The sequence below is a fragment of the Bartonella sp. HY328 genome, assembly GCF_025449335.1.
Lineage (GTDB): Bacteria > Pseudomonadota > Alphaproteobacteria > Rhizobiales > Rhizobiaceae > HY038.
This window is the reverse complement of record NZ_CP104883.1, coordinates 281,455-295,746: the sequence shown is the minus strand read 5'-3', so window position 1 is coordinate 295,746 and position 14,292 is coordinate 281,455. Positions and strand designations below refer to the sequence as shown.

13 protein-coding genes and 1 other RNA gene are annotated in these 14,292 nt (G+C 42.0%); 6 read left to right on the top strand and 8 right to left on the bottom strand.

Translation table 11 applies throughout. From position 1 onward, the window contains the following. Positions 1–114: 114 nt before the first annotated feature. From N5852_RS01205 to N5852_RS01185, 5 genes are all read right to left on the bottom strand, one after another. Positions 115–465 carry a hypothetical protein gene (locus N5852_RS01205; protein ID WP_262098564.1) on the bottom strand — a complete coding sequence of 117 codons (351 nt, stop codon included), beginning with the start codon at positions 463–465 and terminating at the stop codon, positions 115–117. A 69-nt stretch (positions 466–534) separates the two neighbouring features. Beyond that, entirely contained in the window at positions 535–1,038 is a 504-nt protein-coding gene (locus tag N5852_RS01200; protein WP_262098561.1) for a hypothetical protein, read from the bottom strand. Between the two features lie 143 nt (positions 1,039–1,181). Further along, positions 1,182–1,748, bottom strand: a complete 567-nt coding sequence (locus N5852_RS01195; RefSeq protein ID WP_262098560.1) for a 5-formyltetrahydrofolate cyclo-ligase — start codon at positions 1,746–1,748, stop codon at positions 1,182–1,184. A gap of 112 nt (positions 1,749–1,860) precedes the next feature. Further along, positions 1,861–2,017, bottom strand: a non-coding RNA gene (ssrS, locus tag N5852_RS01190) — 6S RNA. 95 nt (positions 2,018–2,112) lie between these two features. Beyond that, positions 2,113–2,844 (bottom strand): tetratricopeptide repeat protein, encoded by a 732-nt coding sequence (locus N5852_RS01185; protein WP_262098558.1) that lies wholly within the window; start codon positions 2,842–2,844, stop codon positions 2,113–2,115. 277 nt (positions 2,845–3,121) lie between these two features. Here N5852_RS01185 and N5852_RS01180 point away from each other — a divergent pair, with 277 nt between their 5' ends. Continuing rightward, complete coding sequence (locus N5852_RS01180; RefSeq protein WP_262098557.1) at positions 3,122–3,850, top strand: DUF3750 domain-containing protein; 729 nt, start codon at positions 3,122–3,124, stop codon at positions 3,848–3,850. Between the two features lie 95 nt (positions 3,851–3,945). Here the strand turns inward: N5852_RS01180 and lptE are convergent, their stop codons facing one another. Beyond that, complete coding sequence (gene lptE, locus N5852_RS01175; protein ID WP_262098556.1) at positions 3,946–4,518, bottom strand: LPS assembly lipoprotein LptE; 573 nt, start codon at positions 4,516–4,518, stop codon at positions 3,946–3,948. After that, the gene (leuS, locus tag N5852_RS01170) at positions 4,505–7,114 is read right to left on the bottom strand and encodes a leucine--tRNA ligase (RefSeq protein WP_262098555.1); all 2,610 of its coding nucleotides are present in this window, start codon (positions 7,112–7,114) and stop codon (positions 4,505–4,507) included. Before leuS ends, lptE begins: the two co-directional genes overlap by 14 nt. A gap of 123 nt (positions 7,115–7,237) precedes the next feature. On the opposite strand from leuS, the gene N5852_RS01165 reads away from it, so the two are divergent. From N5852_RS01165 to N5852_RS01145, 5 genes are all read left to right on the top strand, one after another. After that, a complete protein-coding gene (locus N5852_RS01165; RefSeq protein ID WP_262098554.1) occupies positions 7,238–7,975 on the top strand; it encodes a YggS family pyridoxal phosphate-dependent enzyme in 738 nt (245 codons plus the stop codon). A 721-nt stretch (positions 7,976–8,696) separates the two neighbouring features. Continuing rightward, entirely contained in the window at positions 8,697–10,055 is a 1,359-nt protein-coding gene (locus tag N5852_RS01160) for a glutamine synthetase family protein (RefSeq protein WP_262079310.1), read from the top strand. 1 nt (position 10,056) lies between these two features. Further along, a complete protein-coding gene (locus tag N5852_RS01155; RefSeq protein ID WP_262098553.1) occupies positions 10,057–11,367 on the top strand; it encodes an NAD(P)/FAD-dependent oxidoreductase in 1,311 nt (436 codons plus the stop codon). A 121-nt stretch (positions 11,368–11,488) separates the two neighbouring features. Beyond that, positions 11,489–12,172 carry a type 1 glutamine amidotransferase gene (locus N5852_RS01150; protein WP_262098552.1) on the top strand — a complete coding sequence of 228 codons (684 nt, stop codon included), beginning with the start codon at positions 11,489–11,491 and terminating at the stop codon, positions 12,170–12,172. A 160-nt stretch (positions 12,173–12,332) separates the two neighbouring features. After that, complete coding sequence (locus N5852_RS01145; protein ID WP_262098551.1) at positions 12,333–13,034, top strand: GntR family transcriptional regulator; 702 nt, start codon at positions 12,333–12,335, stop codon at positions 13,032–13,034. A gap of 301 nt (positions 13,035–13,335) precedes the next feature. On the opposite strand, the gene ctlX is transcribed toward N5852_RS01145, so the two are convergent. Then, positions 13,336–14,268 carry a citrulline utilization hydrolase CtlX gene (gene ctlX / locus N5852_RS01140; RefSeq protein WP_262098550.1) on the bottom strand — a complete coding sequence of 311 codons (933 nt, stop codon included), beginning with the start codon at positions 14,266–14,268 and terminating at the stop codon, positions 13,336–13,338. Between the last annotated feature and the right edge of the window lie 24 nt (positions 14,269–14,292).

Here is a 14,292-nt window from a genome sequence, read left to right as displayed (position 1 = left end):
CTATTTTGGCTTACTTGATTTTTTGGCGAATAACTGTTTTTCCCCATGGCACTTCCAACCATTCCTTCGCCTCTGGTGTGCAGCTATAAAATTGCGGCGCATTATCTTTTATTTCTATATGGCAGTGATCTTCGTCCAAATCTTGATCATACCTCCCCAACAAATAAATTTGTTGCCATTTGTGTACCAATTTTGCCAGCCCATATCTCTACCCATTCCAACCCCCATATAAAAATCAGAAATAATCATATGGATATCATCTTGGTGAAAGCAAATGTCCATTTCGTATAGAGTTATCGCATTGGCAAAATATTTATACTTCCAGCACTGACCAACAAGTCTATTCTTAACCTCATTATCGGCATGTTCTGCCGACAAGATTTGATTATCGGCATTTCCTGCCGACAGGCAAACTCCAGCATAGATAAAACATGGCAAAAAAACCAAAACCCGAAAAAATTGCATTTTCCCCCATCAATCCCAACATTTTTAAAACAATAATAATGTCCTTAAATTACAATGCTCAAAACACTTTTACTTTATGAAAAAATATGTCCCCAATGCAATTAATATAATTATTGATATTATAATTCTTATGAGGGGCTTTTTTCTAAAAACAGGTATAAAAACCCACATGAAAAAAATCGGCAACAATACTAACCCCAATATTCCAGCCACTATTGATGCCAAAAAAATAAATGCGTAATACCCAGCTAATATATCGTTATTAAACGACAAATTTAAATGAATTTTACCTAAAACTGCAACTGAAAAAATGCTTAAGATGAATAATAAACCGTCTAAAAATGCAGTAAATTCACCAAAATCACTTGTTTGATTTTGTATTATTTTATAACTTTTATAATAAAAATAAAAACTAACAATATTACCAATAAGAAAATAGAAAATTTGATATTGATTGAGGTTTAGGAAATCATTGGGGAATAAGGATAGGGTGGGAACACTTATCATAAAAATAAAAGGAAAAAACAAAATATTTAAAGCATAATACATCGTTTTTCCGATTATATTGGTCAAAATAGACACCTATTTTTATGAAAATATCTATGGATTAAACATTTAATATTTGACATTTTTATGTTCAATTATCGTCCGCTCAGATGCTATCAAAATCAGGCTAAGTCAAACTAACGCGATTTAAGCTTTCGCATAGTGTTTTATTAAAATAAGCGTAAACCGCTTTCGGTTAAGATAGCTTGCATGGAGATATCATGATCTTCTGCTACGATTGAGTTCACCTCTTGGCAATCAAAAGCAAGCCCCACCAAAAATGGTTGTTTCTGCCGAGATCTCATATCAGCAACGATGCGGTCATAAAAACCACCACCATAACCAATACGGTTACCGATAGCATCAAATGCCGCAAGCGGTAGCAAAATTAAATCGGGATCAAGAATAGCGGCTCTTGCAGGTGGGCCCATAGTGCCAAAACCCATCGGAATTAATTCATCTTCTAGATTAAACTGGCGAAATTGCATTTTACGAGCCTTACTATCGGTTATAGCTGGCAGGCAAATTGTTTTACCCTGCTCTTGAAGCGCCAACAATAAGGGCCTTGGATCTATTTCACTGCCAATCGGCCAAAAGCCGGCAACAATGCTTGCATCAATAAGTGACAAAAGCGAATTTACTTTATTTGCTAATTTTTCAGCAGCCTGGCGGCGAAAATCTATCGTCAAGCGATCACGCTTGGCTAATGCTTCATGGCGGTGTTGCTGTTTTGTCATTCTATTATCCGTCAAGAAACGTTCACTATCAGCATAAACACTTTTATGATGGGAAAAACAATTTTAACAAAACTGCTTTTTGGAATAAGTGGCACGAAAGGCGGCAAAGAAGTGGCGTCCACGACAACCGATGGAATTTTTGATCCTAGGAACCTACATAGTAGGTGGGCGCCATATGACGAAGCCCACGGGCCTCATCAGGGACGGCTCCCTTTAAGATCATTAAGGCCCTAGGGATGCTGTTATCCTGTCGCGAAGCGCAGAACGCCGCTAACCACTATAAACCATTGTTTTAGAAAATGCCAATAGGATTTATATTATTTTAAAGGCAGCATTACCGGTTGAACCATATCTAAGAAAATAGCTATATGGCTCTATCGGTTGATTTTTCTAATAAATCAACTATGCGCTTTTGCACCTTGACCATTTGCGGATAAATATCAAGCGCCTTATTATAAATATCAATCGCCATTGGTTCACGGTTGGTCATTTCAAAAATAGCACCAAGCTGCATCAGCGCATTAAAATGACGCGGTTCAATTTGTAGCACCCTATTTAATTCAAGAACGGCAAGGGAAATATCATTCATCTGAATATGAATGGATGCGCGCCGCATCCAACCTTCAGCATAATTAGGATCAAGCGCTACAACATTATCCAAAAAATCCATCGCTTGTGCATAATCTTGGTTTCGCGCCGCATCTTCTGCCCAGCCCATCAACAAATCTATTGTTGCACTACCCGATTGAGACCAAAGCCCCTGTATTTGTTGACTAATTTTTTGAGCTTCTTTGACATCAGCGCTGCGCTTCAAACTGGTAAAAAGTGTGTTTAATTCGTCAGTCTTTTTAACCAATGGCAATAGATTTTTAGATTTATTTGGATCTTCAATAGCTTGATCGGGTTTAACATTGGGACGTAAAGGCACAACATCATCGGGCTCAAGCGGCGATTCAAGTGGTTCATGCTCTGGTGGAAATTGCGGTGCTTCTTGCGCATGGCTAAAGGAAATTATCACCGCAGACAAAGTCGGCGCAGTCAATAAGACAGCACAGCAAGCCAATATAAGATCTCGATATTTCAACTTCTTTTCCACGCTCTAACCATTGATTAAAATTCTATTTTAATATGGCTTAGTTTAAGATCAATTAAAAGGCAGTAAAATGACATATTGCTATTAAAAGTAACCCCGCCAAAACTATAATTTAGCCATAAATGCTTTTTAGGTTCACCAAAATGTGAAACACGCGAAATTTTAGAGCGTTTTCCGAAAAGTGTGAAGCGGTTTTCGGACAAAAAACGCGCTATAAACAATGTATTAGGGCGCGGATCTGATCGAAATGCGCTCTAAGCTTAAAGGGAAGATTATCATAATGAAGTGGCTAAAAAGGCTGATCTTATTTTTGTTAGTTTGCTATTTATTACCCATTGGTGCAAGTGCCCTTTGGTGGTGGCAATTAGATCGCCCACAAAGCTACCGCGTTGCTGATTGGACAAGCGCAAATTTCTTACCAAAACCGCAAGCGCAAGGCTCCAGCCTTTATATTATGGGCGCAAGAACCGGGGGCATGAAGGGGGCAATTTCACTTCACACTTGGATCGTCTTTAAGAAAGCTGGTGAAAGCCAGTATAACCGCTATGATGTTGTCGGTTGGGGCAAAGCACTGCGCCACAATGCCTATGCGGCCGATGCCAAATGGTATTCCAATGCGCCATTTATTATTTATGAATCCCATAATAATGATGCGCTGATTGGAAAGGTTGAAGCGGCTATAAAGCGCTACCCCTATGGTGGGAATGGTCAATATGTTATCTGGCCGGGGCCAAACTCCAACAGTTTTGTAAGCAATGTTTTACGTGACGTGCCGGAAATCAATGTGGCATTGCCACCGCTTGCCGTGGGGCGCAATTTTTTAACCAAGGGCAAATGGTATTTTTACGATAAGGATAATAGCGACCTTATCATAAATTATCATGGCTTTGGTGGCTTGGCGATTGGCGGAAAAAGCGGGATTGAATTGGATATTGGTGGCTTTGTTTTAGGCATAGATATCAAAAATCTTGGCGTAAAAATTCCCGGTATTGGCCAAGTGGGCTTTTAGTAAAACTATTTACAACAATATAAATTAGCTTTTTAAAAAAAGCGCCTTTGAACTTTTTCAAAGGCGCTTTTTTATAAATTAACTGATAGGCTAAATTATTTTTTAGACATATCTTGCGCAACGGATAAATATAATTGTTCGGCAAGTTCGTTGGCTGCACGTTCAATCGCATCTTTTTCGGCAGCAAGATTAGCATATTCCTGCCGTGGACGATCAAAGGAAGCATCAACTGAACGGCTGCGTTTTGCAACAACCTTACCATCCATATCACGAATGGTATAAGTACCTGTGGCACGCGCAGTACCAGCTGACGCACGACCGGTACGATCGGTACGGTCGCCAACATTAACCCGCACTGCAGCCAACACAGTCGTGCTGACATTTAATGCTAGCTTATATTGCGGCGAACTACTTTGACCAGCACCACCATTAAACAGATAAATTAAGCGATTGCGCACAATTTGAGTTGTGCGGTCACCAGCTTCATCAATTTCGATAGAGTTGAGTTTTGCCCGCATCGGTGAACTTGCATTAAGCATAGGGCTGCCATCGCTATTGCTGCCCTGATAAAGCGGCTGCACTGTGCAACCACTTATTGTGATAGCAGACACCATAAGCGCCGCCAGAGTAATGCTTTTTAATGCTATAATTGGTTTAGATAACAACATTAATAATCCTTTGCGGTACAACAACCAACTTTTTCGGTGCTTTGCCATCAAGAGCTTTTTGAACAAAAGGCAATTGTAACACAGCAGCTTCAACGGCATTCTTGTCCGCATCACGGCTAATTGTCAAATCACCACGCTTTTTACCATTAATTTGCACAGGCATTGTAACATCATTATCAACAGTCAAAGCTTCATCATATTGCGGCCAAAGCAAAGTTGCCACCATTTTATCACCACCCAAGGCGGCGTGGCACTCTTCAGCAAGATGCGGCATCATCGGTGCAATCATGGCAATAAAGAAATCAAATGCCTGCTTTAGTGCAGCCTTAGTATCATTATCAGCCGTTTCAATATTTTGCGCAACCGGCGACAAAATATTTAGCAACTCATAAAGACGGGCAACTGCACGATTAAAGGCAAGCTTTTCAATATCATCAGCAACTGCTTTCAAGGTGCGGTGTGCAGCCTTGGAAATATCAAGAGCAATACCATCTTGCGCAGCTTTGCCTTCAATGCCTTGCAAATGTTCTTCAGCAAGTGCCACCATGCGCCAAACACGCTGCACAAAACGGAATGCACCTTCAACACCAGATTCAGACCAGATAACATCGCGCTCTGGCGGCGAATCAGAAAGCATGAACCAGCGCGCAGTATCAGCACCATAGGATGCCAAAATATCATCAGGATCGACAATGTTGAATTTTGATTTCGACATTTTTTCGATTGGTCCAATTTCAACCGGCGCACCATCGGATAAACGGAAAGCTGCACGCTTACCATCTTTTTCTTCAATCTTAATATCAGATGGGAAGACATAGCCGGTTTCATCACGGTAAGATTCATGCGTCACCATGCCTTGGGTGAATAGGCCCTTAAATGGCTCTTCAACCCCAACATAGCCAACTTTTTTCATCGCACGGGTAAAGAAGCGCGAATATAAAAGATGCAAAATAGCATGTTCAATACCGCCAATATATTGATCAACCGGCAACCAACTATCAGCCATAGCTCGCTCTGTTGGCTCATCAGCATTTGGATCAGTAAAGCGGATATAATACCATGATGAGTCAACAAATGTGTCCATGGTATCGGTTTCGCGCCGTGCGGGTTTACCACAATTTGGGCAATCAACATTTTTCCAAGTTGGGTGATGATCAAGCGGATTGCCCGGCTTTTCAAAAGTAACATCATCAGGCAGACGGACGGGCAGATCCTTGCGCGGTACTGGCACCACCCCACATTCCACACAATGGATCATTGGAATGGGGCAGCCCCAATAGCGTTGGCGAGAAATCCCCCAATCGCGCAACCTATATTGTACGCGGCGTTCTGCCTGTGGTTTACCGTTAAGCATTGTTCGCTCTAAACGGTTTGCCACCTCTTCAAAAGCTTGTGTTGGCGTTAAACCATCAAGAAAGCTTGAATTGATCATCACGCCATCTTCAGTATGCGCCGTTTCAGTCACAATAAAGCTAGATGGATCTTGCCCTTCTGGCAGCACCACAGGACGTACAGGCAATTCATATTTATTAGCAAAATCAAGATCGCGCTGATCATGAGCAGGACAGCCAAAAACCGCTCCAGTACCATATTCCATCAATACGAAATTGGCGACATAAACTGGCAATTGCCAATTTTGATCAAAAGGATGGGCAACGGTAACGCCGGTATTAAAGCCTTGCTTTTCAGCCGTTTCGATTGCTGCCACCGATGTGCCGATACGCTTACATTCTTCAATGAAGCCCTGCAATGCCGAGTTATTTTCAGCAATTTGTTTGGCTAATGGGTGGTCAGCAGCAATGGCAATAAAGGACGCACCAAAAATCGTATCGGGGCGGGTTGTATAAACTTCAATTGTATCAAAGCCTACTGGTGCATTTTGGGCGATTTGCCAGCGCAGCGCCAAGCCTTGTGATTTGCCAATCCAGTTCTTTTGCATAAGGCGAACTTTATCAGGCCATTCCTCAAGCTGATCTAAACCTTGCAATAGGTCTTCGCTATAATCGGTAATTTTGAAGAACCATTGGGTCAATTCGCGCTGCTCAACCAAGGCACCCGAACGCCAGCCCTTACCATCGACCACTTGCTCATTGGCAAGAACAGTCATATCCACCGGATCCCAATTAACCTTAGCGCTTTTACGGGTAACAAGCCCTTTTTCCACCATATCTTGGAAAATCATTTGTTGGCGGTGATAATATTCAACATCACAAGTGGCAAATTCACGCGACCAATCCAATGATAAGCCCATGGATTTTAACTGCGAACGCATGGTGGCAATATTTTCATAAGTCCATTCTTTAGGATGCACCTTATTTTTCATTGCCGCATTTTCAGCCGGCATACCAAAAGCATCCCATCCCATTGGGTGCAGGACATTAAATCCCTTTGCCCGCTTATAGCGCGCTACCACATCACCCATGGCATAATTGCGCACATGGCCCATATGGATACGGCCTGATGGATAGGGAAACATTTCTAAAACATAATATTTTTCACGGCTATCATCATTATCAGTCTTGAAAACATCTTGAATGTCCCAAGCCGATTGCCATTTTTTTTCGGTAGCGCGTGGATTATAACGTTCGGTTGCCATTGCTTTTATTCTCTTGCGAAGATTAACTAGTTTAAAAATCTGTCAATGGAGCTTCAACACACATTGTGTAAGGCGTCAACTGGCGATAGTATTTCGAATATATAGGCAATAAAGGATATCTCCATGAATGACAAGCTAGATAATCAGACTTCAGTGCAGGAAGCCCATGATGTTTGTGCGGCACTTAAATATGTGCGGGCAGAAATATTGGCAAGCGCCAGTGAAGCCAAACGATCAACTAGCGATATTGATCTTATTGCTGTTTCCAAAACATTTGATGCTGATGACATTCGTCCCGTGCTGCAACAGGGACAGCGGCAATTTGGCGAAAACCGTGTTCAAGAAGCGCAAAGCAAATGGCCGCAATTGCGCAATGAGTTTTCGGATATAGAATTACACCTCATTGGGCCACTGCAATCCAACAAGGCGGCGGAGGCCGTTGCACTTTTTGACGTAATTGAAAGTGTTGACCGCGAAAAAATTGCCGCAACCTTAAGCGCGGAAATGAACAAGCAGGCACGTAATTTACCATGCTATGTTCAAGTTAATACGGGTTTAGAGCCGCAAAAGGCAGGCATTGCCCCCCAAGACACGCTTGATTTTGTCAAACGCTGCCAAAATATCCATGGTCTTAATATTATTGGTTTAATGTGCATCCCACCAGCTGATGAAAATCCAGGCCCCCATTTTGCATTGCTTGAAAAGCTTGGCAAACAAGCAGGGTTGCACAAATTATCCATGGGCATGTCCGGTGATTTTGAACTTGCGATAAGGTTTGGTGCAACAAGTGTGCGTGTCGGCTCGGCAATATTTGGCTACCGCCCGATGAAGAACGATGATGATGCTTCGATTGAGGAATAGTCGAGACTAAATTACTATTATATTGAATTACGAGCATAATGGTTAAGTGGAAACTTTAAAACGTGATGAACCAGGTATCTTTATTGATAAGGTTTTTGCGCAAACGGGTTTTCTCATTGAAGAAAATGAAGATATTACCAGTGAATGGCGGCGATGGTGATGCTAAAAGTGTTCCACTTTAATAAATTAATGATAAGTCAGAAAATAATTTTACGATTAAGCAAGGATATTTGGTCTTTACAATTTAAAAGGCAAGACCAAATATTTATTTAACCTTTTGATATTTATATTTTTTTCAAATAATAGCAAACTTGATTTTTGTACCCCCTTTACATTTGATCAAATTAATAGCATAATTGATCAAATAAAATGAATGATAGAAAAGACGATTAATAATATCGCAGCTATTGGATCATGTCATGGGAGGTATAGCAATGGATTATCGGCAGCTTTTTTTCTGCTCCCCAAACTATGGGTATAGCAAGCTCATTTCTTGTATAAAAAGCATAAGCTCTTTTACAGGTAGTCTTTACCATATGGCGATGTTCATTTTTAAAAATAATAAAAATTTGCAAGTGCAGTCTTTTATGCAATCACAATCTTTGGCCTTGCAACCTGTAAAAATCCGTTGGAACCAAAATCGCGCTGGCGAGGATTAGCGCGGCTTCAGGTTATAAAACGCTTTCCTTTTTAAAAATTATCTTTTTCGTACTGGTGTATTATGATTGATGAAGCTCAAGCAAAAAAATTTATAGAAGAAAATCCTGATTTGCGTGTATTGGAGGCCTTCGTTATTGACGTTAATGGTGTACCGCGCGGTAAATGGATACCGCGTGAACGCGCTTTGGATGTTTTGGTAAACGGCATGGCTATGCCGCGCTCGGTTTATGCGCTCGATGTTTGGGGGCGAGACGTAAATGATGCAGGTCTTGCAACAGGTACTGGTGACCCTGACGGCATGTGCTTTCCCTCACCCGATTCTTTGTCACGTGTTACTTGGTTGGAACGGCCAACCGCACAGGTAATTTTAGGCATGCAAAACCGTGATGGTACTGGCTTTTATGCTGATCCTCGTCAGGTTTTGATTAATGTCTTAGAGCGTTTCAAGAAATTGAAACTAACTCCAGTTGTTGCCACCGAGCTTGAATTTTATCTTATCGATCCTATTCGTTCGGCATTGGATCCTGTGCGTCCACCAAATACACGTGATGGTCGTTGGCATACCGGCCAAACACAAGTGCTTTCCATTGCTGAACTGCAAGAATATGAGCATGTTTTTGATGATATTTCAGAAGCGTGCCGCGCACAAAAAGTGCTTGCAGATACGACCTTGCGTGAAAATGGCCCTGGTCAATATGAAATCAACCTTAATCACGTACCTGATGCGTTAAAGGCTGCTGATTTTGCTGTGCTGCTAAAACGTATTGTTAAGGGTGTTGCGCGCAAGCATGATCTTGATGCAACCTTTATGGCAAAACCATATGGCACTCAGGCTGGCAATGGTATGCATGTGCATTTTTCACTACTTGATGAAAATGGCAAAAATGTTTTTGCTGGTGATACCGGCCCATCGGAAGTGCTATTGCATGCTGTTGGTGGTCTTTTGGCAAATATGGCAGATAGTATTGCAATTTTTGCGCCGCACGCCAATTCATTCCGCCGCCTCACTCCGAGTGAACACGCGCCTACCTATGCATCATGGGGCTATGATAACCGCACAGCTGCGGTACGTGTTATTACTGCAAGTAAAGCAGCTACTCGTATTGAGCACCGCGTTGCTGGCGCTGATACCAATCCCTATCTCGTGCTTGCGATGATTTTGTCGGCAGCGCTTGAAGGCATGACAACCCGCCGTGATCCAGGTGGTCCAATCCATGGTGATGATCATGATATTGCCCATGAACCGCTACCAACCAATTGGGATTATGCCTTACAGCTTTTTGCAAAATCAAGTTTTGCCTATGCAACCCTTGGCCCCAAGTATCGTGATTTGTTTACCGGTTGTAAAAGACAAGAAATGGCAGAATTTGCCTTGCGTGTAACCGATGTTGAATATGATGCCTATATAAGGACAGTATGATATGACAACAAATTCTAATTTCAACACTACTTCTAATCCAGGCCATGCCGCAACTTATTATGCCGCAACCGCCAATGACAAGACTGTTCATCCTGAGTTAGAAGGTGAAATCACCACCGATGTTTGTATAATCGGTGCAGGCTTTACCGGTGTTTCAGCCGCGCTTGAATTGGTTGAAAACGGTTTTTCAGTTGTCTTGCTTGAGGGTGATCGTATCGGCTATGGTGCGTCAGGGCGTAATGGTGGCCAAATTGTTAATGGTTATAGCCGTGATTTAATGGTTATCGCCAAGCGTTATGGACAAGAAAAGGCCAATGCACTTGGCGCTATGTCCCTTGAGGGCGGTGATATTATCCGCGAGCGGGTGGCGAAATATAATATTGATTGTAACCTTGTTAATGGTGGTTTTTTTGCAGCTTTTACTGATAAGCAAGTAAAAGGCATGGCAGAAAACCGTGCCAATTGGAAACAATATGGCAATGACGGCCTTGAAATGGTTTCTAAAAGCGATGTTGGCAAATATGTCAATAGTGATCGCTATGTTGGTGGTATGATTGATCGTCGCGGTGGCCATATCCACCCACTGAATTTAGTGCTTGGTCAGGCGGCAGCAGTAAGCGCGCAAGGCGGCAAGATTTTTGAAAACTCACGGGTTACCAGTGTTGATACTGGAGCAAATCCTGTTGTGCGCACCAGTAAAGGCGTGATTAAGGCAAAATATGTACTTGTTTGTGCCAATGCCTATATTGGAAGTCTTTTGCCTGAAATTGGTGGCCGTATGATGCCAGTATCCAGTCAGGTAATGACGACAGAGGTTTTAGATAAGGATTTGATCGATAGTCTATTGCCAGCTAATTACTGCGTTGAAGATGCCAATTATGTTTTGGATTATTATCGCCGCACCGCTGATAATCGCCTGCTTTATGGAGGTGGTATTGGTTATGGTGGACAAAACCCAAGCAATCTTACAGCAGTTATTCGCCCCAATATGCTTAAAACCTTTCCTCAGCTTGAAGGTGCAAAAATTGAATTTGCATGGAGCGGGAATTTTGCATTGACCTTAACCCGTATTCCTCATATCGGTAAATTATCCGATACGGTTTATTTTTCTCATGGTGATAGTGGTCATGGTGTTACCACAACGCATCTTTTGGGTAAAATTTTAGGGGAAGCAGTGCGCGGTCACAGTGAACGCTTTGATGTATGGGCATCATTGCCAAACTTGCCTTTCCCAGGTGGCAAATTATTACGTGTGCCACTTACAGCTCTTGGAGCTTGGTGGTATGGCATACGCGACAAATTAGGTGTATAGAATAGTTAGATTGCAGACTTCGCATTTCGAATTTTCGAATGGAGAATGTATCCGCTAATAATATGAGCTTTTTGACCTAGTTAAATGTCAAAAAGCTCTTACCACAATCAGGAATAGGCCAATGAAGATTGGAATTTTACAAACAGGACATGCACCTAGCGACATTATTCCGCAATATGGCGATTATAATGACTTATTTGTCAAGCTATTGCAAAGCAAAAATATTGATTTCATTGAATATCCCGTTGTTGATGGTATTTTTCCCGCTTCAATTGGCGAGGCTGATGGTTGGCTCATCACAGGCTCTAAATTTGGCGTTTATGAAGATCATGATTGGTTACCGCCGCTTTTTGATCTTATCCGCGAAATTTATGCAAGCGGTAGGCCCTTAGTTGGTGTTTGTTTTGGCCATCAAGCTATTGCGCAAGCTCTTGGCGGCAAGGTTGAAAAATTTCAAGGTGGCTGGTCGGTAGGGCAAATCGAATATAAGCGTGATAACGGCGAAGCGCAAAATCTTGTTGCTTGGCATCAAGATCAAGTTGTCGAATTACCAAAAGACGCAAAAGTAATCGGGTCAGCTGATGCTTGTCAATTTGCTATGCTGCAATATGGCAATAAAGCTTTGAGTTTTCAGCCCCATCCAGAATTCAGCTCGAGTTTTTACGAAGCCCTATATCATGAACGCGGGCAAGTTCTACCGCAAAATGTTAAAGATAGAATGGTTAAGCCAACGGAACAAAACCTTTCTCGCGGTGCTATTGCTGATGAAATTTTAGACTTTTTTCAGCAAAATAAACTATCTTAACGCAATTATCCTTTTGAAGCCGTTTTTCATAAAAAGGCTTCAAAGTCACTATAGTTGCGGGTAATAAAACAACTTACCGGTGTGTGGTTAAGATATTTTCTAGTTTCATGTCTGGCATAATTAAAAAAAGCTCAATTTTAAATTCGGGCAAGGAAAAGCAATGAAAAAGAAGCCAGGGTTAAACCTTTTGCAAGATGAAAAGCACAGCGATGAGACCATTAAGCAATGGGTTTACCGCTCACTACGCCTATCAATTATGACTGGGCATTTTCCACCCGCCCAGCCAGTGACTGTTAAGGCAATATCAGATTTGCTGGATGTGAGTGCAACCCCCATTCGTGAAGCATTGCATCGTTTGGTTGCAGAAGGCGCCTTGGAAAACCTTGATAATCGCCGTGTGCGCATTCCTGATATTGATCCCAATAAATTTGACGAGATTATTGCAGCCCGTATTGCGCTTGAAACTTTAGCGGCAGAACGCGCATTACCATTTGTTGACTTTATGGATTTAGCACGCTTACGCAGTATTGATCAGGAAATCAACCAAGCCTATGAAACAGGCAATATCCAGCTTGGCATCGAAAAGAATTTTGCCTTTCATCGCTATTTATATCAAAAGCGCTCAGCCGCGGTTTTATTGCCATTAATTGAATCTGTTTGGCTGCGCCTTGGGCCATTTATGCGTGAAGCTACTGAAAACCTATCGGAAAGCTATACAGTTGATCATCATCAGGAAGCCTTGGCAGCTCTTGAAAAGAAAGATAGTGCAGCTTTAAGGGCGGCAATTATTGCCGATATTGATGATGGTGCTGGTTATCTTGGCCGCAAACGCTTCATTGAAGCCGCGCAAATCACAGCTTAATTCTTTCACCATAGCAGCATTTTTATTGGCAGATGATATTTTGGTCTTACAATCCATTTAATGATGCATGTGTCATTTAAATTTGAGCTTGGATTATAAAAATTACACAATTTAACAAGGTGAAAGTAAAAAGCTATTTCATAAAAATAGCCCTTACTTTCAGCCCTTTTAATTGATCTCAACTTGTGAAGTGAGAGTTATATTAGAGCGTTTTTCCGAAAAATGTGAAGCGTTTTCGGAAAAACGCAGTGTAAACAATCGATTATAGCGCCGATCTGATCCAATCAGATCGAAATGCGCTCTAGCTGCGCTGTGATAAATGAATACCAGCAATAGTGCAGCGCACCGAGCCGCCAGCTTGCTCAATTGTTGGTATTTCTAGAACCAGCGGTGTTGCACTTTTTTCAATAACAGCAATCTGCTCTGGTGTCAGTGAACGATATGCCGTGCCAGATAATGTTAAATACCGCCCGTCACGTCCCTTTAACTCAATTGCATTGCCAGCAAATTGATGGATCTGCTCAGACGTTAAATTGATGACACTGCGGCCAGATTGCTCAAAGCGCGTAATAATTTCTTTAGCTCTTACCTTATCGGTAATCATGTCCAGACCGATCATGACAAATTCTGTCGCGATACACATCAGCACATTGGTATGATATATTGGCGTATTATGTTCGTCTGCGGCATTAAACGTCATTGGTTCAAAGTTAAAGTGCGTACAAAAACGCTCAAGCGCAATCGGGTCTGTTCTATCGGATTTAACTGCATATGCCACCCGATCAATGTGATCAAGAACCATTGCGCCAGTGCCTTCAAGAAATAGTCCATCAGGTTCAAGTCCTGAATAATCAACAACTTCTTGCACACGATAATCACGCTTTAAATGCTCGATAATATCGTAACGGCGTTCAAGACGGCGGCTTGCTGCTTTCATGGGATAGATGGCAATATAGCCGCCAGCATGGGTAGAAAACCAATTATTTGGAAATACAGAATCTGGTGTTTTGTACCCTTCATCTTCGTAAAGGTGAACGGTAATGCCGACATCGCGCATTTGTTCAACTGCTTTGGTGATTTCATTATAAGCAGCAGGCGCCAATGTTTCGTCAAATGTACCTTTGGCTTGAAAACTGTTATCAGCCGCTGTTTCAGTATTTACTGTAAAATGGTGGGGGCGGATCATTACAACGGCTGCAGGAGCCTGAACGGAAAATGATTGTTTACGGCTCATGCCGCTTCCTCCAAATTGAAGATG

Excerpts from the sequence above, each read along its gene's own strand:
- N5852_RS01205 (WP_262098564.1), bottom strand. The coding sequence starts at position 465 with ATGCAATTTTTTCGGGTTTTGGTTTTTTTGCCATGTTTTATCTATGCT.
- N5852_RS01195 (WP_262098560.1), bottom strand. The coding sequence starts at position 1,748 with ATGACAAAACAGCAACACCGCCATGAAGCATTAGCCAAGCGTGATCGC.
- N5852_RS01180 (WP_262098557.1), top strand. The coding sequence starts at position 3,122 with ATGAAGTGGCTAAAAAGGCTGATCTTATTTTTGTTAGTTTGCTATTTA.
- lptE (WP_262098556.1), bottom strand. The coding sequence starts at position 4,518 with ATGTTGTTATCTAAACCAATTATAGCATTAAAAAGCATTACTCTGGCG.
- leuS (WP_262098555.1), bottom strand. The coding sequence starts at position 7,114 with ATGGCAACCGAACGTTATAATCCACGCGCTACCGAAAAAAAATGGCAA.
- N5852_RS01165 (WP_262098554.1), top strand. The coding sequence starts at position 7,238 with ATGAATGACAAGCTAGATAATCAGACTTCAGTGCAGGAAGCCCATGAT.
- N5852_RS01160 (WP_262079310.1), top strand. The coding sequence starts at position 8,697 with ATGATTGATGAAGCTCAAGCAAAAAAATTTATAGAAGAAAATCCTGAT.
- N5852_RS01155 (WP_262098553.1), top strand. The coding sequence starts at position 10,057 with ATGACAACAAATTCTAATTTCAACACTACTTCTAATCCAGGCCATGCC.
- N5852_RS01150 (WP_262098552.1), top strand. The coding sequence starts at position 11,489 with ATGAAGATTGGAATTTTACAAACAGGACATGCACCTAGCGACATTATT.
- N5852_RS01145 (WP_262098551.1), top strand. The coding sequence starts at position 12,333 with ATGAAAAAGAAGCCAGGGTTAAACCTTTTGCAAGATGAAAAGCACAGC.
- ctlX (WP_262098550.1), bottom strand. The coding sequence starts at position 14,268 with ATGAGCCGTAAACAATCATTTTCCGTTCAGGCTCCTGCAGCCGTTGTA.